The sequence below is a fragment of the Cernens ardua genome, assembly GCF_051251085.1.
Lineage (GTDB): Bacteria > Pseudomonadota > Gammaproteobacteria > Pseudomonadales > Halomonadaceae > Cernens > Cernens ardua.
Window position 1 is genome coordinate 331,338 of record NZ_JBPCZH010000002.1, and the last position, 22,741, is coordinate 354,078.

21 protein-coding genes are annotated in these 22,741 nt (G+C 48.3%); 11 read left to right on the plus strand and 10 right to left on the minus strand.

Annotated features, from left to right (window positions below; genetic code table 11):
• Positions 1-42 precede the first annotated feature (42 nt).
• A complete protein-coding gene (locus LMG33818_RS05945; RefSeq protein ID WP_442322444.1) occupies positions 43-1,335 on the minus strand; it encodes a mechanosensitive ion channel family protein in 1,293 nt (430 codons plus the stop codon).
• Between the two features lie 303 nt (positions 1,336-1,638).
• The gene (locus LMG33818_RS05950; protein ID WP_442322445.1) at positions 1,639-2,871 is read right to left on the minus strand and encodes an MBL fold metallo-hydrolase; all 1,233 of its coding nucleotides are present in this window, start codon (positions 2,869-2,871) and stop codon (positions 1,639-1,641) included.
• 666 nt (positions 2,872-3,537) lie between these two features.
• Between LMG33818_RS05950 and LMG33818_RS05955 the strand changes: the two genes are divergently transcribed.
• The 3 genes from LMG33818_RS05955 to trpC all read left to right on the plus strand — a co-directional run bounded on the left by LMG33818_RS05955 (position 3,538) and on the right by trpC (position 6,245).
• Positions 3,538-4,164 (plus strand): anthranilate synthase component II, encoded by a 627-nt coding sequence (locus tag LMG33818_RS05955; RefSeq protein ID WP_442322446.1) that lies wholly within the window; start codon positions 3,538-3,540, stop codon positions 4,162-4,164.
• A 198-nt stretch (positions 4,165-4,362) separates the two neighbouring features.
• A complete protein-coding gene (gene trpD, locus LMG33818_RS05960; protein ID WP_442322447.1) occupies positions 4,363-5,430 on the plus strand; it encodes an anthranilate phosphoribosyltransferase in 1,068 nt (355 codons plus the stop codon).
• 11 nt (positions 5,431-5,441) lie between these two features.
• Positions 5,442-6,245 (plus strand): indole-3-glycerol phosphate synthase TrpC, encoded by an 804-nt coding sequence (trpC, locus tag LMG33818_RS05965; RefSeq protein WP_442322448.1) that lies wholly within the window; start codon positions 5,442-5,444, stop codon positions 6,243-6,245.
• 169 nt (positions 6,246-6,414) lie between these two features.
• Here the strand turns inward: trpC and LMG33818_RS05970 are convergent, their stop codons facing one another.
• The 3 genes from LMG33818_RS05970 to LMG33818_RS05980 form a co-directional block, all read right to left on the minus strand.
• Entirely contained in the window at positions 6,415-7,218 is an 804-nt protein-coding gene (locus tag LMG33818_RS05970; protein WP_442322449.1) for a family 1 encapsulin nanocompartment shell protein, read from the minus strand.
• 101 nt (positions 7,219-7,319) lie between these two features.
• Complete coding sequence (locus LMG33818_RS05975) at positions 7,320-8,360, minus strand: Dyp-type peroxidase (protein WP_442322450.1); 1,041 nt, start codon at positions 8,358-8,360, stop codon at positions 7,320-7,322.
• 334 nt (positions 8,361-8,694) lie between these two features.
• Positions 8,695-9,465 (minus strand): glycerophosphodiester phosphodiesterase family protein, encoded by a 771-nt coding sequence (locus tag LMG33818_RS05980; protein ID WP_442322451.1) that lies wholly within the window; start codon positions 9,463-9,465, stop codon positions 8,695-8,697.
• A gap of 425 nt (positions 9,466-9,890) precedes the next feature.
• On the opposite strand from LMG33818_RS05980, the gene LMG33818_RS05985 reads away from it, so the two are divergent.
• Positions 9,891-10,472 (plus strand): GNAT family N-acetyltransferase, encoded by a 582-nt coding sequence (locus tag LMG33818_RS05985; RefSeq protein WP_442322452.1) that lies wholly within the window; start codon positions 9,891-9,893, stop codon positions 10,470-10,472.
• A gap of 164 nt (positions 10,473-10,636) precedes the next feature.
• On the opposite strand, the gene betA is transcribed toward LMG33818_RS05985, so the two are convergent.
• The 3 genes from betA to betI all read right to left on the minus strand — a co-directional run bounded on the left by betA (position 10,637) and on the right by betI (position 14,677).
• Entirely contained in the window at positions 10,637-12,352 is a 1,716-nt protein-coding gene (gene betA / locus LMG33818_RS05990) for a choline dehydrogenase (protein WP_442322453.1), read from the minus strand.
• A gap of 110 nt (positions 12,353-12,462) precedes the next feature.
• Complete coding sequence (betB, locus tag LMG33818_RS05995) at positions 12,463-13,932, minus strand: betaine-aldehyde dehydrogenase (protein WP_442322454.1); 1,470 nt, start codon at positions 13,930-13,932, stop codon at positions 12,463-12,465.
• Between the two features lie 151 nt (positions 13,933-14,083).
• A complete protein-coding gene (betI, locus tag LMG33818_RS06000; RefSeq protein WP_442322455.1) occupies positions 14,084-14,677 on the minus strand; it encodes a transcriptional regulator BetI in 594 nt (197 codons plus the stop codon).
• A 384-nt stretch (positions 14,678-15,061) separates the two neighbouring features.
• Between betI and LMG33818_RS06005 the strand changes: the two genes are divergently transcribed.
• A complete protein-coding gene (locus LMG33818_RS06005; RefSeq protein WP_442322601.1) occupies positions 15,062-15,703 on the plus strand; it encodes a nucleotidyltransferase family protein in 642 nt (213 codons plus the stop codon).
• 333 nt (positions 15,704-16,036) lie between these two features.
• Positions 16,037-16,375, plus strand: coding sequence for a YegP family protein (locus LMG33818_RS06010; protein WP_442322456.1), 339 nt, complete (start codon positions 16,037-16,039; stop codon positions 16,373-16,375).
• A gap of 151 nt (positions 16,376-16,526) precedes the next feature.
• Here the strand turns inward: LMG33818_RS06010 and LMG33818_RS06015 are convergent, their stop codons facing one another.
• Both LMG33818_RS06015 and LMG33818_RS06020 read right to left on the minus strand, forming a co-directional pair.
• Positions 16,527-17,774 (minus strand): chloride channel protein, encoded by a 1,248-nt coding sequence (locus LMG33818_RS06015; protein WP_442322457.1) that lies wholly within the window; start codon positions 17,772-17,774, stop codon positions 16,527-16,529.
• 135 nt (positions 17,775-17,909) lie between these two features.
• Positions 17,910-18,482 carry a DUF305 domain-containing protein gene (locus LMG33818_RS06020; RefSeq protein WP_442322458.1) on the minus strand — a complete coding sequence of 191 codons (573 nt, stop codon included), beginning with the start codon at positions 18,480-18,482 and terminating at the stop codon, positions 17,910-17,912.
• A 545-nt stretch (positions 18,483-19,027) separates the two neighbouring features.
• On the opposite strand from LMG33818_RS06020, the gene LMG33818_RS06025 reads away from it, so the two are divergent.
• The 5 genes from LMG33818_RS06025 to LMG33818_RS06045 all read left to right on the plus strand — a co-directional run bounded on the left by LMG33818_RS06025 (position 19,028) and on the right by LMG33818_RS06045 (position 22,580).
• Complete coding sequence (locus tag LMG33818_RS06025; RefSeq protein WP_442322459.1) at positions 19,028-20,578, plus strand: APC family permease; 1,551 nt, start codon at positions 19,028-19,030, stop codon at positions 20,576-20,578.
• Between the two features lie 221 nt (positions 20,579-20,799).
• Complete coding sequence (locus LMG33818_RS06030; RefSeq protein WP_442322460.1) at positions 20,800-21,132, plus strand: ArsR/SmtB family transcription factor; 333 nt, start codon at positions 20,800-20,802, stop codon at positions 21,130-21,132.
• Positions 21,133-21,148: 16 nt separating this feature from the next.
• A complete protein-coding gene (locus tag LMG33818_RS06035) occupies positions 21,149-21,310 on the plus strand; it encodes a hypothetical protein (RefSeq protein ID WP_442322461.1) in 162 nt (53 codons plus the stop codon).
• 26 nt (positions 21,311-21,336) lie between these two features.
• A complete protein-coding gene (locus tag LMG33818_RS06040) occupies positions 21,337-21,588 on the plus strand; it encodes a hypothetical protein (protein WP_442322462.1) in 252 nt (83 codons plus the stop codon).
• A 68-nt stretch (positions 21,589-21,656) separates the two neighbouring features.
• Positions 21,657-22,580: a head GIN domain-containing protein gene (locus LMG33818_RS06045; RefSeq protein ID WP_442322463.1), complete on the plus strand. Its 924-nt coding sequence runs from the start codon at positions 21,657-21,659 to the stop codon at positions 22,578-22,580.
• Positions 22,581-22,741: the final 161 nt, after the last annotated feature.

The following is a 22,741-nucleotide window of genomic DNA, read 5'->3' on the forward strand; positions in this document are numbered from 1 at the left end:
TCTATCAGCCTCCTTTCTCATCCCACATGATTTGTTGATTCTTCAGGATACTTTGGTATCTGTAGCGGCTGTGCGAGGACCATTAAGGGTTAGCCGCTCAATTCCCTTACCCAAATCCTCTCCGGTAGGCGCCTGAAAGATCTTAAGGTTAAAGTGCGCAAAGATCGCATAGATGTATTCGGAAAGTTCAGCTTGTACTTCCTCGAAATCCATCCAAAATACCTTGGAAGTAAAGCAGTATATTTCGACGGGTAACCCTTCCGATGTAGGCGCCAGATAACGCACCAGAATGTACATGTTACTGACAATGTCATCGCGGTTTTTCAAATAGTGCAGAATATGGGCACGCATCAGTCCCAGATTGGTAATTCCCGCATTAATCAATTCCTGAGCGCTCATCGACAGCAGGCGGGTAGGGGACAAGGCATCTTCGTCTTCTTGAACATGCGTTTGGTCGATACCTTTCTCTGGCATTTCACCCGACATGAAAGTGGCGCGTAGGTGCTTGAGGAGTTCGTCCGTTGCAAAACCAATACTGTTCTGGTCAACAAAGAAACTACGTTTTATTCGTCTTCCTCCGGAAGAGAACATCGGTTGCCAGTTAATCCATGATTCCGTGATGAAATTACGCATGGGTACGCGGGCAATCGTGTTGTCCCAATTACGGATCTTGACGGTATGCAATGCGATATCGATCACTTCACCATTGATGTTTTCTACTGGTATTTCGACCCAATCGCCGAGCGAAATCGCCTTGGAGGAGGATATCTGTATATTGGCAACGAATGAGAGGATGGTATGTTGAAAAATCAACATCAGAACAGCCGCCGCCGCACCGAACCCGGACAAAATGATGCCCGGTGGGCGGCCAGTCAACGTGGCAAGCACCAGAATAATGGTCAGAATGACCAATATGATTTTACTGAGCTGGACGTAGCCTTTTATAGACCGATATTGAACCTTGCTTTTTTTCGACCAGATTGAATTTATTGCATCCAGTAATTCACTCAATAATAGCGCCACACAGATGATGCAGAAAATGGTGCTTCCCAATCGCAGGGCATTATCCAGAAAAGAGGGAAGGCCAGTTAGCAGGTTTAGACAGCCCGCAAAGACCAGCGTTGCGGCCAGTAATGCAATACGACGTGTGACAGTTACATCTTTCTGGTGGACCGTATGATTACGCAGAATGAAGCGTTTGACACTCGTGCGCAGGAAAATGCGTGATAACCAGTACGTGATCGTGCTGATCAGTAACAGCCCAACGATAGCAATGATGGTGTAGGCAAGTTCATTATGCCAAAGCCACAGAATGGACGAATGAATGATATGCATGAGGTGCGCCTCCTTGTGGGAATGACTCATCCATGCATAAGTCCCAACCGGGCAGATAACAAAGGATGAACTGATAGATGCATACAGTACTGTTAAATATCAGGCTATTGTCGATTTTGAGGAAGGAACCTGCAAGTAACGTGGTGATAACGGGTTTTTTTTTTCGTAAACCCCTTTAATACTCCGTGGCAATATACAGGGGGATAATCTGCTCGGCATGTTGCCACGGAGTAGGTTGAGCCATGTAGCTCAAGGGTCTGTAGCCAATGGTATTAGCTGATGGAAACTCACTGTGCTAGCTGATCACTGTGCCAGTTGAATAGTCCCATTTGCCTTTTCCGCTGGCTTTCCTTTTGCTTCTATCGTTGTAATGGCTTTGTTGGAGTCCCAATGTTGTTCACTTGAATACTGAGTGCCTGTTTTAGGATCGCTCCAACTCAGAGTGAACGTCTCCGGTGTGATTTCGACGACAGAGAAAGGTGCACGATAAACCGTATGGTGACCAGCATGTACGTCCACTACTTTGTCATCGTTGAATACCAGACGGAAGTGCTGTTTACCCGCTGTCAGCGCAGCAGCGGAACCTAATGGTGGGTAAGGCGCATAGACCTTCCACTCTGCTTCATGTTTGAAGACCTTGGCGCTCATCTCCAGTGAAGATGTGTCACCGTAAGTGGGGTAAGCATCCTTCATCGTCTTGACAATACTATCAACCGTAGAGTCCTGCTTTTCAAAGGCGGCTTTAAAGCGTTGTAAGTAAGTACGATCCGCATCCAATACCGAAGGGGAATAGTCGGCTTTCACATAATGGGCAGGAATGATCTGTTTGGGATGTAACGTTTCGATGACATCAAGACGGTGCAACCACTCGTCTATTCCTTTTACATTCTGAGTATCCGCCAGCCAAATGTGTTGGCCTTGCTGGAATTCCCCCCCACCGACAACCGTACGTGTGGAAGGAATCCACAGGAAGCTGTGCTGGGGATCCTTACGATGTTTGATGATGTCGATACGCTGGCCATCAAGCTCGAGGCTATCGCGGTTGTAGGCGGTAGGCGTTATCAATTGGGTGGGAGCATCATCCCCCAGGGCTTTTTTCCATTCCTGTAGTTTTTGATCCTTGGAGGCATTGATCAGATACGCTGTTTCCGGCGTCGACAGAATGGGCGTATCGGGGAATGCTTCTTTAAGTACCTGCAAGCCAAAGTAGTAGTCAGGATCATTGTAGGAAATGAAAATGGCTTTCAGATGTTTTCCTGAATGCTTGATCAAATCCACGACTTTGCGGGCATTCGATGGCTGAAACTGTGCATCAACCAGAATGGCGTCCCTGTTACCGGTGATAAGGGTGGACGTGATAGGGAAAATGCCATTTGTCGTCGGATTGAATGTCTGGATCTGCAAATGTTTCGCCTGATGTGATGTTACCCCGGCCTGCTCGGTTGAGGCCTGTGCAGGGAGTATTGAGGTAGCCAACAATGTGGATGCGGCCAACGCGCCAAGAGATGTAACGAGTAGTGTATGTGCTGATTTCATCATTTTTACCATGTCATGTAATAAGTGGTCGTAATCAGTGATGGTATGGCGTCAACGACCGGGTAGGTGAGTCACACAGTAATAGTAGGTGCTGGAGAAGTCTTGAGGGACATTCTTCCTTCAATTCCTTTTCTCCTGATTTTTCCCCGGACGTTGTAGAGCATAGAAGTAAACATGCAATGATGTAAGTACGTACAAAAATGTAAGTGTAGGGTAGGCGACGGAGGTTAGAAAAAACGGCTTGCTCATGACATGTCTCTGAACACACGGGCTGGCCTGTAATGGCATGAATTACGTTTGGAGCATTGGCTCTTTCCAAAAGGGCCGTTTTCCAGAAGGGCCTTTTTTCGGTAAGACTGTTCTTGTTCGTTAGGGGAATAGCCTTTCATCGAAGGATCTGTTGCCTTTCGAGTATTGACTGCAAGGCTCAGGAGTAGCACTATATCTGCATGATTTTATTTTCCATTATATATCCTCAGGTTCAGGCAGACGGGTGGCGTGCTTTTCCAAGTGCGGCGTCTTCCCCTGTCTAAAGGGTTTATATGGAATGAAATGAAGATGCCGCCCACTGAGGCGGCATTTTTGTGCTGGGGCAGTGGGCAGGCAGCTATTATGAACAGAAAGCATCTATGCACTACTGCATATCCGAGCAAGAGAGGTTTTATCATGAAAGTTTTGATGATCGACAATTACGATAGCTTTACCTACAACATCGTCCAGTATCTGGGTGAGTTGGGTGCTGATGTCCAGACTATTCGTAATGATGCACTCAGTATAGACGAGATTGATGCGCTGGATTTTACGCATCTGGTTGTCTCTCCCGGCCCATGCTCGCCGAATGAAGCCGGTGTCTCCACTGCCTTGATCAAACATTTTGCGGGTCGTAAACCCATTCTTGGAGTGTGTCTGGGACATCAGGCCATTGGACAGGTATTTGGCGGCAAAGTAGTGCGTGCCCCTCAAGTCATGCATGGCAAAACATCATTGGTATCCCATGATGGGAGAGGAGTGTTCGAAGGGCTGGAAAACCCGTTGGAAGTGACTCGGTACCACTCTTTGGTGGTAGAAGCCGATAGCCTGCCGGAATGCCTTGAAGTGTCTGCGGTCACCGTTGAAGAGGATATTACACCTGGCTTGATCATGGGGCTTCGTCACAAGACGTTCGAAATTGAAGGCGTACAGTTCCACCCCGAATCGATTCTTTCCCGACAAGGGCATGAAATGTTGGCCAATTTCCTCAAGCGTACCAGTCCGATGCGGGAAGATACGTCCGCGGAAAAAGCATCAGCCTAGGTTATATGTTCTGAGTTCGAGATATTGTCCAAAAATGTGGCTGGCTTGCGCTTGTCTGGTTTCTGACGGAGCGTGCCATTGTATAATCGTTGCGCATAAATCTCTGATCGGAAAAATCGGGTTCAAGTCACATTACTATAAAAGCATGGTTTGAATCGCATCGTCATAACACACGACGCTGAAGGCGAATAATTCGGTATGAATGCAACACCACAAAAGAATGCAGCTGATCCTGCACAATCACCGCTCGAATTCAGTGCAGTACTGAAACGTATCATTGCGGGTGAGTCACTTTCCTCTCCGGAAATGTACGAGCTAATGCGACTGATCATGCAGGGCCAAATGAGTGATGCCCGAATGGGGGCTTTGCTGACAGCATTATCGGTCAAGGGTGAAACAAGCCGGGAAATTTCGGCCGCCGCTCAAGCCATGCGCGACCTGATGCATCCCGTCTCCATTTTGAATCATTCTGCTGTCGATATAGTGGGTACCGGCGGTGATGGTGCGAATCTTTTCAATGTCTCGACGGCTGCCAGTTTCGTTGCGGCTGCAGCAGGCGTAACGGTGGCCAAACATGGAAATCGTAGCGTTTCATCGTCCTCAGGCAGTGCTGATCTTCTTGAATCTGCAGGTATTTTCCTTGGGTTGAATAATGAACAAGTGGCCCGCTGTATTAATGAAGTGGGTATCGGTTTCATGTTTGCTCCCAATCATCATCCAGCGATGCGGTTTGCCGGGCCTGTCCGCCGCGATTTGGGCGTTAAAACACTCTTTAATGTGCTTGGCCCGTTGACCAATCCAGCAGGCGTGCATCATCAAGTGGTGGGTGTTTACGATAAGCGTTTGATTGGTGTTCTGGCTGAAGCTTTTCAACATCTGAATAGTCAACATGCGCTGGTGGTTCACTCAGCGGAAGGATTGGATGAGTTGTCTATTGCCGAGAGCAGTTTTATTGCTGAACTCAAGGGCGGTGATATTCATCATTACACCATCACGCCTGAATCAGTCGGGTTACGAGCAGCCTCGCTTGATAGTCTGAAAGTGGTGACGACGACCGAAAGCTTCCAGCGTGTCATGTCTGCACTCAATAATGAGCCAGGCCCCGCTCGTGATATGGTGGCATTGAACGCTGGCGCGGCCATTTATGCTGCCGATCAAGCTGCTTCTTTAAAAGAGGGCGTCACACAGGCATTGTCTGTCATGGCTTCCGGCGAGGCTTTGAAAAAACTGCATCAACTCGCCGAATTTACACAGCAATTTGCATAGGGAGCAATCGCATGTCTGCCTTGCCAACCGTATTAAGTCGTATTTTGAATCGAAAAAGAGAAGAGATAGAAGCACGTCGCTCTGAAAGGCCTCAAACACTGTTGGAATCTCAATTACAGGAAGCACCTGCTACACGTGGTTTTGTTAACGCTTTGCGTTCAAAAATAGCGGCCGGTGACCCTGCTGTCATTGCCGAGGTTAAAAAAGCATCGCCTTCCAAGGGCATTATTCGTGAACATTTTGATCCTGCAAGCATCGCCCAAAGTTATGAAAAAGGGGGGGCGGCCTGTCTGTCTGTGCTAACCGATGTCGACTTTTTTCAGGGAAGTGATCAGGCCCTTATTAATGCACGTGCGGCATGCAACTTGCCTGTTCTGCGCAAGGATTTCATTATTGATGAATACCAGCTTTATGAATCGCGCGTTCTTGGCGCAGATTGCATCTTGCTGATCGTCGCTGCTCTTGATGATCAAGCGCTGGCTTCTCTTCACAGCAAGGCCACTGAACTGGGACTGGATGTGTTGGTGGAGGCCCATAATGAAGAAGAGCTGGATCGGGCTTTGGCGCTCAACCTCGATCTGGTGGGCGTCAATAACAGGGATCTTCATACCTTCCATACCACCCTGGATGTGACCTTCAATCTATTGCCTAAAATTCCTCAAGGCGTGACGTTGGTGACGGAGTCAGGCGTGATGGGGCATGAAGATGTGGAGCGTCTTCGTGCGGCAGATGTGAATGCGTTTCTGGTAGGGGAGCGTTTCATGCGAGAAGAGAATCCGGGCGAAGGCCTTCAACGGTTGTTTTTTCAAGGATAATCATCCTTGATACTGTACTTGGCCTGTCGCCCTGGATGGGTAGTGGTTGAATATATGCGGTGGTTTGATGTGTATTGTTGAGCGTGTGCATCACACAAAAAATGGGATGGCCCCTAGTGGGTACCATCCCGTTTTTTTTATAATGAGCGGACTAATCGCCTGCCGCGTACTATCCTTCGTGTTTCAGGACGACGACGGCCTCAGCGGTCTGCATTTGGAATGTCAGGGTTTCCTGTAGATAGAGCTCTACGGATTCTGCATCGTGTTGCAGGTAGCCGATGGAAATATCCTGCCCCAACCATAGGTCGAAGTCGCCCCCACGGGTAGAGACCACTAGCCCGCCTTTCAATGACTGGCTCCAAATGATAGGCACTTCGACCAGCTGTTCCAGACGGCGCAGTACGGGGTAGCCATCATCGGCACTACCGGAAGCTTTGGTGTAGGCTTCAGTGCCCAATACGAGCGCATACGGGCCATTTACTCCAGCCTGACGCAACTGGGTAAGTGCCTGAGCAACAGCATTGGGATAGTCGGACGCAGATTCAGGTAATGTGATGATGTCATTGCTGGTTTCCGGCAGAATACCATCAATACCGCCATCTTCATAACCGTTGAAGATAAGGGAATCCTCAGCAAAAGAGAGTTTTTGAGCAGCATCTTTCAGGGGTTGCCAATCAGAGTCACTGGAACCACGAGCGACGTCGTTGATGGCATCACGGGTTAGCTTGAAGGGAATTCGCAGCTCGATCACCGGATTAACCTGGCGTTTAAGCGTACGCACACCATCGACAACAGGTGAAACCAGTTGGGTGTGGCCCTTGCCCACGGCAGAGAGATCAAATCCCTGCGGTTCATGGACATCCACTATTTGACGGCCACCCAGATATTTTTTTAGTGTCCGAGAAGCCTCTTCCTCAATTTCTGCCCAGGCAGAAGGGGATATAGGGGCCAATTCGCGATATAGGTTATTCATTGCATTCTTCCTGTATTGGCAAGATAGTCCGTAGCATTAATAAAGCATTATCCTTGGATAATGAAGCTATCGGCACTTATCCCTGTTGATAGGGGGATTGTCTATTTGACTGGCTTCAGTGAACCAATATTCAGTGATCCGGTAGCGGCTGATTTTTCTGGTGAAGATTGAACATCGTTGGAATGTGGGGATGTTTCGTTTTCTTCGACCAGCGGCTCACCAGAACTCAAGGCATCGAGCAGATCGGCGGTAGGAACGAAAAAGAGTCCCCCTGTAATGGCCGTGCTAACATCAAGAATACGGTCATAGTTGCCCGGCGGCAGGCCAATAAACATGTTATTAAGCATGGTTTCTATACGGTCCGGGTCCCTGCCGTAGCCAATGAAATAGGTGCCGTATTCTGCATTTCCCGGGCTACCAAACGGCATATTGTCGCGCAGGATCTCAAGGGCATTCCCTTCACTGTCCTCAATGTTGGTAAGTACATTGTGGGCATAGCTCGCCTTTTCCTCATCGGCAAACTCGATATCCGACAGCTTGTGACGGCCGATGATAGTCTCCTGATGCTCTACGGGCATCCGATCCCAGGTTTTCATGTCATGTAGATATTTTTGAACGATGACATAGCTACTGCCCTGGAAAAAAGGGTCTTCGTCACTGACTAATACAGCTTCATTTAAGGCAGTACCTACCGGATTTTCGGTACCATCAACAAAACCGAGCAGATCACGATTATCGAAGAATTTGAATCCCTGAGTTTCGTCTTCAACTTTAACGCGATCACCCAAGGTATTCATGATGTGGTGGGCCAGCTCGAAGCAATAGTCTTGTGTAGCTGCACGGATATGCAGCAAGATATCTCCCGGTGTAGAAGGCGCGAGGTGTACGCCTTGAATTTCCCTGAAAGGGTGTAATCCCTTGGGTTTGATGCCCGGGTTTAGATGCTCCCATAGGTGGGCACCTATACCAATAACACAACTTAGCCCTGCATTCTTGTTACGAAAGCCTACTGCTTTAACGAGAGACGGGAGGGTACCGAAGAAATCCCGTACGGTAGCGAGCGTTTCATCATCGTAATTGCACGAGAGCGTAAGGAAGGTCGCGCAACGTGTAAGTGAGCCTTCAACGTCTTGACTATTCATTGGACTGTTTTTCTACCTTGAAGAAATAAGGCAGCGTTCATTCAGACGCGCCAACAGGTGTTTTTTCAGAATCCGGGCAGCAAGCGAGTCCACAAGATGCGTTGTTATTCGAATAGAGCTGTACAACGCATGGAAAAAAAGCACACTGACCAAGATCAGACTGAGGGAAGCTTCATTAGACTTGCATTCCCCGCATCCTGCCTAACTGAATACTAAAAGCTGTATTTGAGTCATGTAGGGACTCAAGTTTTATTCGATAATAGCACGCACTTCAGCAACCGAAAATGAGAGAAACCGAGCAACCCAATATCCAACATTTCGGACATGCCGATGCTCACCCGGGTGTGCCTTCAGTTTTCAATTTATGCGTGAGGTCGGGCTCGAATGATTTGAACAGCGTAGGATCATCAGTAATGACACTGTTGACCCCCAGTTTCCACCAGGGTTTGAACGCCTTGGGGTCATTGACGGTGTAACAGATCAAATCGAGCGCCATTTGTTGTGTCTCTTCCACAATAGCCGGATACAAATTTTCCCAGTTGGCGATGACACAGGCTGCACCAATGCGCTCAACATCCCAACGCCACACACGAGGGACTTTATCATCGTATCGTATGCCGAGATTCAGCGCGGGTGCCAGATGGCGTGCCCGATACAAGGCATCCTGGTTCATGCTCGCCACCAGAAGTTTTTCTTTTGGAAGTGAATCGTGCAGTAGTGGAATAACGTGTTCGGTAAGGCGGATCGGGTTTCGCGCAGTACTGACTTTTAACTCCAGAATCAGCCCCAAGTCCAGCGCGCTTACAAGCGCCAGTACTTCCTTGAGTGTTGCAATGCGCTCGCCGTTAAAGTCGGCTGAAAACCAGCCGCCCACATCAAAGCGTTGTGCTTCTTCCAGGGTGATTTCCTGCAGGAAAGCCCGGCTATTACTGCAGCGTGCCATATGAGCATCATGCCAGATAACCGGTGTTCCATCAGCCAATAGCTGTACCTCAAGTTCTATCCATGAGATACCTGCCTCTGCTGCTGCCTTGATAGCAGATAGCGTATTTTCGGGAGCTACAGCAGCATAACCACGGTGAGCAATAAAACGGGGCAATAACATGTGGATTCCTGCCGGTCGAGTTAGATTTTGCTGAAAGAGACTGTAAAATGTCTCCTATACTATTCCAATATTGTTATTCCATTGAAGACTTTCTCTGCTGTAATTTCAGCTGGTCACCCTTTTGCCAGCGTTACTTCGGAGACTGATACTGATGCTTTATTGAAAAGTGTATGTTACCTGTTTGTTTTAGCTCCAGTATATCAGATGGTGTTGAAGGCCTTTGGCACGGTGTCATTGTGCGAAGAACACCTCTGACCCTGTTGGAGATTGATGTCTTTTATTATAGGACTCTGCCAACTGGAGGGGACTTAATATAGGCTGTTAATACACTTGGACGGCAAGATTTCATCTCACAATGGTTTAGCATTTATGACTGCCCCCGATACGTATTTGCTTATACGTATCCAATACTGGTTGCTATAAAAATGAAAAAACTGATCGAAGTGACGGATAACCATGAGCGCGATGCATGTGTGGCACTCATGTGTGCTGAAGTATACGGCCACAAGGCGGGGCTTAAACCGTTATTGCATTACACTGAAGTTATGAAAAGTCTTCTTCCCAATTTTGCTGCACGTGTAGTTGCATTGGCAGAGGACGACAAGTTGCTATCAACCGCGTTGCTTGTGGTTGAAGAGCAAGGCAAGGCGGTATCCCTGGAATTGATGGCTACTCCTGGTCATCTCAGAGGGAAGGGGTATGCGCGTGAGTTGCTTGAGCGGTTGACCAAAACCACTGCAATGCGTGTCGAGACGAGTGATCCCTATCTGGAAGGGTTTTTCACAACCTTTGGTTTTTCTCGTTGGATGGACAAAGTGGGTGCGAAAAATACGCGTATTGGAGTGAATAAACGCTACCCGTTCAAGGATTCAGAAAGTATGGATGATTTAGTGACAGTGGATGAAAACGTTATCATTCGAAACTTCAAAAGAGATGCGGGGTCTTTTGAATATTACACTCAGCGTTTTGTGGATGGTGTTGAGCGTTCCAAGGAGTATTTTGCTTAATTAAAGATCTATTTCTATCTGTCCGGTTGATCTTTATGAGTCTTTATCCCCAAGTGAAGCATGAGTTCTATTCGATCTTTTGGTCTATACAAATCCTTGGGCGGGGCAATGCAATCATATAAAAAGCGCGCCTGAACCAGACGCGCTTTTTTCTGCTTAAAGGATTAGATCGGCGCAAACACCTTTTCAGGCACAGGGCTCAAGTCAGTCTGAGCCTCACCCGAGGTTTTTGCTTTGTAGTAATCCGCTGTACTTTTGGCAAGAGGCTGCTTGTTTCTTACTTTGTCAGCCAGTTTTTCAGCCATCATGATCGTGGTGGCATTCAAATTACCCGTTACAATCAGCGGCATTAGGGAGGCATCAATAACACGTAAACCTTCCATACCATGCACACGACCTTCGCCATCGACTACGGCCATGTTATCGTCGCCCATACGGCAGCTCCCGCAGGGGTGATAGGCCGTTTCTGCATGCTCACGAACGAATGCATCGAGTTCTTCATCCGTCTGCTTATCGGCACCGGGCGCGATCTCCTTGCCACGGTATTTATCGAATGCCGGCTGGGCAAAAATTTCACGTGTTTTACGGATGCAGGCGCGAAACTCCACCCAATCCTGAGGATCGCTCATGTAGTTGAACAGAATGCTGGGCGCTGCTTCCGGATCACGTGAGGTAATCTTGACGCGTCCTCGGCTTCTGGAGCGCATGGAGCCGACATGTGCCTGAAAACCATGTGCCTCAGCAGCACTCTTACCGTTATAGCTGATCGCAATCGGCAGAAAGTGATACTGGATGTTGGGCCATGGCTCGGACTCATCAGTACGAATAAATCCACCTGCTTCGAACTGGTTACTGGCACCTAATCCGGTCCCCTTGAACATCCACTCGGCACCAATTTTAGGTTGGTTAACAAGTTTTAGCGCAGGGTACAGAGAGATTGGCTCCTTGCACTCATACTGGATGTACATTTCCAGATGGTCTTGCAGATTCTTGCCCACACCGGGAAGTGCATGCACCACAGGAATATCCAACTCTTTCAACCATTCGGGATCACCTACACCTGAGCGCTGAAGCAGGGCAGGGGAGGCAATGGCACCTGAGCATACCAGCACTTCCTTGCGTGCCTTCACTTCGGTATGTTCACCGTCTTTCAGGTATGTCACACCCACAGCCCGCTTGCCTTCAAAGAGGATACGATCGGTGGTGGCATGTGTTTGAATTGTCAGATTGGCACGTTGTTTGGCGGTATCCAGATACCCCCGTGCTGTTGACGCACGACGCCCTTTCTTAGTGACGGTACGATCCATGGGACCGAAGCCTTCCTGGCGATACCCATTCAGATCATCTGTTTCAGCGTATCCGGCTTCCTTGGCGGCTTCAACGAACGCACGGTTCAACGGATGATCATCAACGTTGGATGTTGCTACTGACACTGGGCCATTGCCACCATGATAATCGTTGGGGCCGATATCCCGCGTTTCTGCCTTGCGGTAGTAGGGAAGGCAATCGGCATAGCTCCAGTCCTGCAAGCCGGGTTGTTCTGCCCAGTTTTCCAGATCCATGGCGTTACCGCGGATATAGCACATCCCGTTAATCAGGGAGGAACCACCTAGCCCTTTACCTCGACCGCATTCCATTCGGCGGTTATCCATAAAGGGTTCTGGATCGGTTTCATACGCCCAGTTATAACGTTTTCCCTGAAGGGGGTAGGCCAGTGCCGCGGGCATCTGGGTACGAAAATCCATACGATAATCGGGGCCACCTGCTTCCAGAAGAAGCACAGAAACACTGGGGTCTTCCGTCAGGCGTGTTGCCAGAACGTTACCAGCGGAACCAGCACCTACGATAATATAGTCAAACTCACGAATATGATCAGCCATAGAATACTCCTTGTCCTGATACCTGTTGCTTGGCAACAGGCACCCATTTAGTTGAAGGCACGCCCCGGTGCGGCAGTACCGGGGCGGACGGACGGTGTGTAAGTCCAGCCTTAGAATGCCGGTGGGAATTCGCCCATTTCGATTAGAACGGATTTGTTTTTGGTGAAGTGCTGAAGAGTTTCAGCGCCGTTCTCAAAACCGACACCAGATTGTTTATAGCCACCGACGGGCATTTCCGCCGGGGATTCACCCCAGGTATTTACCCAGCAAATACCCGCTTCGATTTTATGAATGACACGATGAGCGCGGTTCAGGCTTTCGGTGAAAATACCGGCAGCCAAACCATAGGTAGTGTCATTGGCGCGACGAATCACTTCTTCTTCATCGTCAAAGGCCAGGATGGACATGGCCGGCCCGAAAATTTCTTCCTGCACAATACGCATACCATCAGTGCAATCTGTGTAGACAGTGGGCTCGACATAAGCGCCTTTGCCAAAATCACCTTCGGTTATACGATGACCGCCAACGAGGCATTTGGCACCATCTTCTTTTGCAATATCGAAGTAGGAGAGTACTTTTTCCATGTGTTCAAAGCTGACCAGTGGCCCGAAATTGGTATCCGCTTTCAGAGGGTCACCTGTTTTGATACGTTTGACGCGCTCAAGCACCTTGGCCTCGAATGCTTCCTTGACCGAGCGTTCAACAAAGACACGTGTTCCGTTGGTGCATACCTGACCGGTTGAGAAGAAGTTCGCAACCATCGCTCCATCTGCAGCACGGTCCAGATCAGAATCAGCAAAGACGATTAGAGGAGATTTACCCCCCAGCTCCATGGTGACTTCTTTCAGTGAAGAAGCGGCAGACGCCGACATGACTTTCTTGCCGGTACCTACTTCACCCGTAAAGGAGATTTTGTCGATTTTCGGATGGTTGGTGAGTGCAATGCCGACTTCTGCAGCACCATGAACCACGTTGAAAACACCGTCCGGAACGCCTGCTTCAGTATAGATTTTGGCAAGTTCCATGGCCGTCAAGGGAGTGACTTCACTGGGTTTGAAGACCATGGCGTTACCTGCAGCCAAAGCCGGTGCAGATTTCCACAATGCGATCTGAATCGGATAGTTCCAGGCACCGATAGCGCCACAAATACCGATGGGTTCACGACGAGTGTAGAAAAACGCAGAGTCACGCAGTGGTTGTTGGACACCCTCGAAAGAGAGAATAGCGCCTGCAAAATATTCGAGGACATCCGCTCCAGTAACGATATCCACTTCCTTGGTTTCAGAAATGGCTTTACCTGTATCCAGCGTTTCAAGGTGTGCCAGTTCGTCATTACGTTCACGCAGAATATCTACGGCACGACGTAGAATGCGAGAGCGTTCAATGGCCGTCATGGCTGCCCAGACGCGTTGACCTTCAATAGCAGCATCTACCGCGCTGTCGACATCGGCACTGGAGGCTTCCTGCACGTGCGCCAGTACTTCACCGTTTGCCGGGTTGATAGTGTCGAACGTTTTTTGTGATGTGGCATCAACGGTTTTGCCATTGATATAAAGAGAAACAGTAGAGGGTGTGCTCATGGTTCGACTCCTGGAATCTGTGTTACCCAATCAGGGGGTGGCCTGAGGGAGTGAGTGTTCGGGATTCGTTTTTTCTGATCTGCGTATGGTTCTTATATGCTGCTGAACCTGGAAATATGCAGCAGTACGGTGATTCATGAGACTGACGTCATTAATGTTGACGTGGTGTCAGCTGATCCCATGCGTAACTGGTAGCGATACGTACGGCAGCATCAATATCGAAGCGTTCCGGCATCAGTGCGCCCCTTAGCCACAACCCATCAATTAATGCCGCGAGTCCACGGGCAGCATCGCGAGCCTGTACAAGAGGTAATCGCCGGCTGAATTGATAGCTCAAATTGGAGTATAGACGACGATCATTAACTGCTTGTAATCGCTTCAGTTGGGGGTGATGCATACTGGACACCCAAAAGGCCAACCAGGTCTTGATGGCCGTTTCGCTTAACTGTGATCGGTCAAAATTTCCTTCGATAATCGCGCGGATATTACCTTCGGTATCCTCAGGTGAAACCGATTTTCGGCGGTGTGCAACCGCTGTCTGCAATTCTGTTAGCACTTCGCGCATCGTGGCTTCGATCAAGCCATCCTTGCCACCGAAGTAGTGACTGATAATGCCTGATGACACCCCAGCCTTTTTGGCTATTCGCGCGATGGTGGTGTCTTCGAGACCATAATGCTCAATGGAGAAAAGCGTAGCGTCTATCAGCTGCTTGCGGCGTATGGGTTCCATTCCTACTTTGGGCATGCATCACCTCCACCTGACTGATATTTGACGATATGGTTCAAGTGTAGCGTATTTTAATTGAACGTTCAATCAATAAAAGAGACGAGCTTCATCGAAGGAGTGAGAAAGGCCCAGGTAAAATCGCTCTAAAGTAAGGCAGTGTAGTGTAAGTCAGGTGTAGGTGAAGTGGTTTAGGTTAGGTTGTACGTAAGGTGTAGTTAAAACAGTAAAACAGTAAAACAGTTGCGTGGCTTCGTAGTATGACTCCATGGTACAAAGAAAATGTTGTGAGGGAGAAGAACAGGGGATGCGAGGGGGAAGTAGCGAGCAGAAGTAATAAGTAAGTGTGTGATAAGCAATCAATAATAACCCTAATTGATTATTCAGGAATACATGACCGTGTTGATGATACCGCCCGAACAACAAATGACTGTTTTGAAGGATTGGTTACTGCAGGATGAATGGCGATTGCAAATCATGAAAACCGTTGCTCAGCTGAATTTGCCTCAAGGGTGTGTGGCTGCAGGTTTTGTCAGAAATCTGATTTGGGATCATCTACATGGCTATAAGACCGCAACGCCTCTGGATGATATTGACGTTATCTACTTCGATCCTAATGCCACTGAAAGTGAGCGCGATATCCATTATGAAGTGCAGCTGAAGCAGCTATTACCAGCACGTTGGTCAGTCAAAAATCAGGCACGCATGCATATGCGCAATCATCATTCACCCTATGTGTCCACTGCCGATGCCATGCGTCACTGGGTAGAGGTTGAAACTGCGGCAGGCGCCTATTGGCAGCCACTGGAAGAAGAAGCTGGCAATACGGGGCATAGTTCAATACGGCAAGGTGACATTGAAATTGTTGCTCCTTTTGGCTTAACGGCCAATTTTGCCGGGAGTATTACATTCAATACAGTTGCTCCCAATCGTATTGCTTTCAAAGAGCGCATGAGTAGGAAGAGATGGAAGACGCTTTGGCCCGAACTGATAATAAAACACGATGGGGATGGTTATAATATATTAAGTGATCCTTGTGGTGTTTAGCCATCCGTTATTCTGAATAATCATCCCAAACGGTTATCACGCAGTTATATAAAAGGGTGCTGAAAACCGCTAAACAGCGTTTGTGAACTCTTTTAAGGAAACTCATATTGCGAAATGATGTCATAGAAAGTGGACGATATTTGTTTTGTTCCTGTTGTTTCCGGTTCTTATGGTTCTCTGTTGATGAAGTATACTTGGCTTAATGTAAATGTTGGGTATGTATTAATTCGATCAGGGTAAAAACAGGCATAAACATACAAAATGTTCTACCTTTACATTTAGGTTCCCATGTAACTTACGCTGTTTTTCTGAAATTTTGTTAAGGAGTGACACATGAGCGGAAAGTTTGAAATTTTCAAGGCCACCAATGGCAAATTTCATTTCCATCTGAAAGCAGGTAATGGCGAAATCATCCTCTCCAGTCAAGGGTACAGTACCAAGTCCGCTTGTCAGAATGGTATCGCGTCTGTTCAGAAAAACAGTCCAAGTGATGAACATTATGAACGTTTGACGGCCAAGGATGATTCCCCTTATTTTCATTTGAAAGCTGCAAACCAGCAAATTATCGGTAGCAGTGAAATGTACAAATCCGTACAAGCGCGTGATAAAGGTATTGAGTCGGTTAAAACCAATGGTTCGACCACCACCATCAAGGATTTGACTGAAGAATAATCAGCTTACATCCTCTGGTATATAGCCAAAAAAGCGGATATCACTGTTGTGAATCCGCTTTTTTATGCTCTTTTTTTCTTCAGTGATAGACGCCGTTTTGTAAGTGCTTATGGCTGGTGTCGCTGTTTGAGTGAAGGTTGAAGGGGCGCACTTATGTCGATTTTTCATAGCGCAGGGCAGAGGTAGCGTAAAAGGGTGGTGCGATCCAGCGCGAAACTTGCGTTGCCAATAGTGCAGTGGCCATTAGCGCAATAATAAGGGCGTGTCCATCTGTCATCTCGGTAACGATGATAAAAGAGGTAATCGGGGCCTGCGTCGCAGCAGATAAATAACCCACCATGGCAATTGCTATCAGTACCGGTAGAGGAACGCTGAAGAAAATATCATGTATCAGGCTGCCAAACCCGGCGCCTATTGAGAGGGATGGGGCGAAGATTCCTCCTGGTATACCGGGAAGGTAAGACAAAACCATGGTCGCCATTTTGTAGAATGGATAGAGTACGGGTAACTGGTAGTCATTATTGTCCAGCAGGCTGCGTGCCTGTTCATAACCACTGCCATAAGTGCTTCCATGTGAAATGATGCCGATAATTGCCAACAGAAGGCCGCACAGTGCAGCAAAGCGGATAGGATACTGTTGTCGAAGCCGATGCATTGGCGCAGGCATCCAGTGAGCCGCATGGAGCGCCAGCCAGGCGAACCCTCCGCCTGCCGCCCCCGTAATGACAGCCGTTAGTACAATGGCGGGTACCATTAGCCATGAAAAGTCATGGGTATTGATATTCCCGAAATAAGTATAGTTGCCATCGATCCCCAGTGAGACCACACCTGCAAGAATAATGGTGGTCACAATGGTGGTACTGGCACGGCGGGAAAAGCTGTGAAGGAGCTCTTCTATGGCAAACATGATGCCAGCGAGGGGGGTGTTGAATGCCGCCGAGAGTCCTGCCGATGCACCTGACAGGGTGAGCTGACGCTCCAGTGCGGTATTGCTGTGAGGGTATAACCGCCGCAACTGATACATAATGGCAGCCCCTACCTGTACGGTGGGGCCTTCCCGCCCAATGGTGAATCCCCCCAGGATCGCCATAAACGAAACCAGTATCTTTCCTATCGCGATGTGTGGAAGTAGTAGCCGATTGCCCAAATGTTCACCCGGCGCTTCCAGCGTTGCGACTACCTGCGGAATTCCGCTTCCTTCAGCACCATTGAAGTAACGCCGCGTAATCCATGTGCCTAATGCCGCGACGGTAGGTGTCAGTATCAGCGGAAACCAAAAGCCTATTCCCAGCATCAGTTTGAAGATATCGTAGCCCCAATCAATCAGCTTGGCATACATTACCGCCACCAGCCCGACAATAATCGCGCCTGACCACAAGATGCCATACTGATACCACAAGTGCCTTGCCTGATGTTTGAATGAATGTTTTGAAAACGGGTTATACATAGTGATGGGGACTGGAATTCAACGTTCAGTGATAAGGATAGTAGTGTAAATAATCACGCTGCAGGGCTGATCACGTTCGAATGAGTGCTACTGGGTAAGAGGCACCATGACATCGTGTTGTTTCACCTGATTTTCAAGAATGTTCTGCGCCATCTTTTTCAAGTGTGGGTCCGTGCCATGGTTAATTTCTGCCTTGGCATAGGCAATGGCGCGCAGGTGATGGGCATCCATGAGTCGGGCAAACTCTTCATCGGTTGATGATGTTGAAGGCGCCTGAAATGCTTCTCTTGCATGACTATCCGCAGTAGCCAGTGCGTTTGTGACGGCATTTGCCACAGCAGAAGGGACGTTGGGATTTGCCTTCGTTGTAACGGGTTGGCTTCGATCTGAATGGGCAACGATGCCCGCAGCAATATTCCGCAATACGGGATTATACCCACGCGCCAATTCGATGCGTGAGAGTTCTACTCCACTGAAATGCTGGGGTAAAAGAAAACTGGCAAAATCCTGGTCGACTGAACCTACAGGCGGCTGGGATTCAATCCTTTCTACATAACTGTTTTTTGCTTTGGAAAATATATCAGTTGTGGCTGCCAGTGCTGTAGTACCCAATACCAGCTGCGCAACAAAAATCAGGCTTAACAGTCGTAGGACGTTCATCAGTGAGTATCCCCGTTTGGCGATCGCATATAACATGTTGTTCAAGAGTATGGTGCTTTGAACCAGAAGCAGGCGATGACGACCTCCTATACTACACCAAATCTCAGGGGAGGATTCTTCAATATATCATAACGGATACGTTCTCCTTTTCTTTATAAGTGTTATAAGTCCTGGTTAACACTTTTTGCAGATACCATTTTACATTTGGTTGATGAAACAGCCGTCAAGGTAAAGTTACGTATAAGGGCGACCTGTCGTAATTTTTCCTGTCTTGGGAATCGGGCAGACACACCTATGGCAGAGCATGATCACGCCAACATGGCATTTGAAAATGGGCATTTGAAAATGAAAGTAAAAAAGGCTGATGGGGTAAGAGTGTTATAGCTGCGTGCTTGCAGGTCGTCTATATGTATTGGTATGTTCTGAAAACGACATGCCTATATTTTTTTCGAGGGTTCTCCCTATACTCGGACTCATAATAAAAGGGCATGTACATACACGAATGCCCTGAATACACGAAGCCACTTCCAATAATAGGAATAACAATGAAAACAAACTCTGGTGAACTCAAGCAAAAGTTGGGCTTGCTTGATCTGACGCTTTTGGGTGTCGGGTCAATGATCGGATCAGGTTGGCTTTTTGCAGCAGCAAAAACCGCGGGATATGCTGGAACCAATGCAGGCTGGGCATGGGTAATCGGGGCCTTGATCATTTTGGTCATTGCCCTTGTGTTTGCTGAAATTGCGGCTGCATTACCGCGAGCCGGTGGCTTTGTCCGTTATCCGAACTTCACGCATGGGAATGTCGTTGGTTTCGTCATAGGCCTGAGTGCCTTGTTGGCCTATACCAGTACGGCAGGGGTAGAAGCAGAAGCAGTACGAGAGTATGCCGTCTATTGGTGGCCGGCACTTGGGAATGCTGCCGGTAATCCGACTGCCCTCGGGTTTGCACTTCAGATTGGGCTGTTGGTCGTTTTCTTCCTGATCAACTACTGGAGCGTAAAAACCTTTGGTCGTGTGAATACGGTCGTGACCACCTTCAAGTTTGTAGTACCTCTCATGGTACTGGTCACGTTGTATGCCTATTTCAACGGTTCGAATTTCCATGAAGCGCCCCCCACCACGGGTTTGCATGGTATTTTCAGCTCATTGACCGGTGCGGGTATCGCATTTTCCTATCTGGGGTTCCGTCAGGCGGTAGACTTTGCCAGTGAAGCCCGCAACCCTCAGCGTGATATTCCTTTGGCCATCATGATCGCCCTGGCTATTGCATTCATCGTCTATCTACTGCTTCAGTATGCCTATATCGGGTCTGTTCCCAATGACGTATTGACGCAGCATGGATGGGATGGCATTGCTGCGCTGTATCACTCTCCCTTCGCTGATGTGGCAGTTCACCTTGGGGTGACATGGCTGGTGACCCTGATTCTGGTCGATGCCGTTATCTCCCCCGCCGGTACAGGAAATGTGTTCCTTGCGGGTGCCAGTCGTGTATTGTTTGCCTGGGCGCGTAATGGTCATCTGTTTGAAATTTTCGGCAAGATTGATGAAAAATCAGGTGTTCCGCGTGGTGCTTTATGGTTGTCCCTGATTCTTTCCATTCTATGGATGTTGCCGTCCAACTTTCAGGCCTGGGGTGGTTTGATCTCAGCCTGTACCTCGGCCATGGTATTCACTTATCTACCGGGGCCCGTATGTTTGGCGGTATTTCGCAAGAAAGCGCCAAACATGCCTTTGCCTTTCCGGTTGCCTGCCTATCAGGTGATTGCTCCCATTACGTTTATCTGTAGTTCCTTGCTGGTGTACTGGAGTGGTTGGGCAGCCAATGAAGTGTTGCTGGGTGTATTGATCGTCGCCTGGGTTGTCTACTCGATTTTTGGTCGTAGCAAGGTAAAAGGGGGAGGGGATGTATCCTCCGCTGTCTGGATGCTTGTGTATTACGTTGGTATGTATTTTATTTCGTACTTTGGCAGCTTTGATGGAACAGGTGCATTGTCCAGCCCCTGGGACATTATCCTGACAGCCGTTCTGTCACTGATATGCTACTACTGGGGTGTTGCCAGCAGTTTGAAAACACTGCGCATTGAAGGTGAATAAACCTCCATTGGCCGACGCTCACGAATAATTCTTTATTCGCGCTCGTTGGGGCCTATAGGTAGCCCTATCCTTACAGGCCGTTAAATGAAGCCGGGTACTGCTTTTGCAGTCCCGGTTTTTTTATGCGTGATATTGACCTGTCAGTTTTTCTTGACAGGTCATCTTTTTTATACGATATATACATGTGTAAGTTTTTTATTACACATGAAAGATGGAGCACTATGAAATTGACTGCCGAGATGCTGTCCAGCCAGCTGGCCGCCATTGCCAGTCCCCAACGCATGCGAATTCTTGCATGCCTGGCGGATGAGGCAGTGCACGTGAGCGAACTCGCTCGACGCGTGGGTATGTCCAGGCCATTGCTGTACATGCATCTCACCAAACTTGAGGAAGCAGGATTTGTATCCAGCACTATGGCGCTTTCAGAGAGCGGCAAGGCACTCAAGTTTTTCAGTATTCAACCCTTTGATATCCATGTCACACCCAATGCGATTGTGCAGGCAGTTCATGCGGAAAATTCGGATATTTCAGCCATATCCACGAAAGAAGATTAAACCAGGGAGATCCAACATGTGGGATAACATTACATTTACAGCAGTTCTATTGATGCTGGCCTTTGTAACAGCCACTATCGCCCCCGCAACGGTGTCGGGAGCATTGGTACCCTCAGCAGTGGCTACGTCAGGTGCCAGTATGCTGCCTGCTCCAACAGCATCGTCAACCATGATTTAAAACGATAACGAAAAGGGAGATACAGTATGGATTATAACGGCATGTTGTTTTTGTTGATCTTTGTCGTCCTTGCCTTGGGGTGGGGCATCAAGGTCTCCATTCAGGCATATTTCCGCGGCCGAACCATGATGTCTGAAGCCAATAATGAAGAGATCGAAAGCGCCTTGATCAATTATGCAGAAGTGAATCGCCAGTTATTGGAGCGATTGGCGAAGCTTGATCACATGGATGAGCGCCTTGCCAGGATTGAGAAGACACTGGATGAGATACCTTCCTGACCACATCATGTATGCCAGATGCTCGAAGTACTAAAGGGATTAATAGGGAAACGACAATGATAATGATAATGCCCAATACTCTTACTATTAGCTCAATAAAAAAAACGGTTGATACAAATACAAAGAGTCATAAGAAGTTTGGAAAGGCCATTCTTCCTGCGCTCAAATATATGGTATCTGTTGCAGGTGCGTTGGTGAGTATGCATGTAATGGCGTCGACATCGCCGTTTGATGATGCCAGTGAATATGCACATACACCCTGGCAACAAGCCCATGGCTACCCTTACCGTAAATCGTTCACCCTTGATCAATTCAGCTCGATTGTGACCTCGGGTTCAGTGGATATAGTGGTCTTCAAAGCACCGATACCTCAAGTGATCGTGGCCTCAAAGCACCATCGGGATCTGGACAAGGTGAGTATTCGAAACCGTAATGGTACGCTGACTATTGGCAGCAATATATCTTCTGGTTTCCACCTGTTCGGTTTTTTATACCCTAGTGGGAGCGACTCGACGGTTGTCGCTATTTCTACCCCCGCATTGTCACGCCTTAAAAACCGTGGAAGCGGTGATACCTATATTCATTTTTCCACTCCGGAGGCGTTGACGTTGAGCACGGTGGGTGATGGGGATCTCACCTATGAGGGAGACAGTCAACGCCTGACCCTACAATTGCAAGGATCAGGTGATGGGCACGTAATTGCTCACGTTGAACAACTTGTTGCCGATTTGTCAGGTTCAGGCGATCTGAAACTTGGGGGACAGGGTAATGCGTTGGATCTTACCTTGAATGGTTCTGGTGATGCAGATACGCGGCATTTCCTTGTGCCTTCAGTAACACTTCAGTCAATGGGCTCCGGGGATGCACATATTTATGCTGCTGAAACACTGCAGGGGAAAGTGATGGGCTCTGGCGATTTGACCATTTATGGTCACCCGGAGACCAAAGACCTTGGCTCGAACGGAGCTGGGGATATTGCTCACGCACGCTGAGTCATAAAGTCTTTTATATCGGCTGCGGCGCCAGGAGAGGGCATGTTTTATTTTTTTATGTGTCCTGTTACGTAGCAATCCACTCTATCGCTTTGGTGGGGGATGCGCCTAAGGCAGCGAAGATTGGAAGAGGAAAGGTGTGAGACTCAGATGCGAGAGGC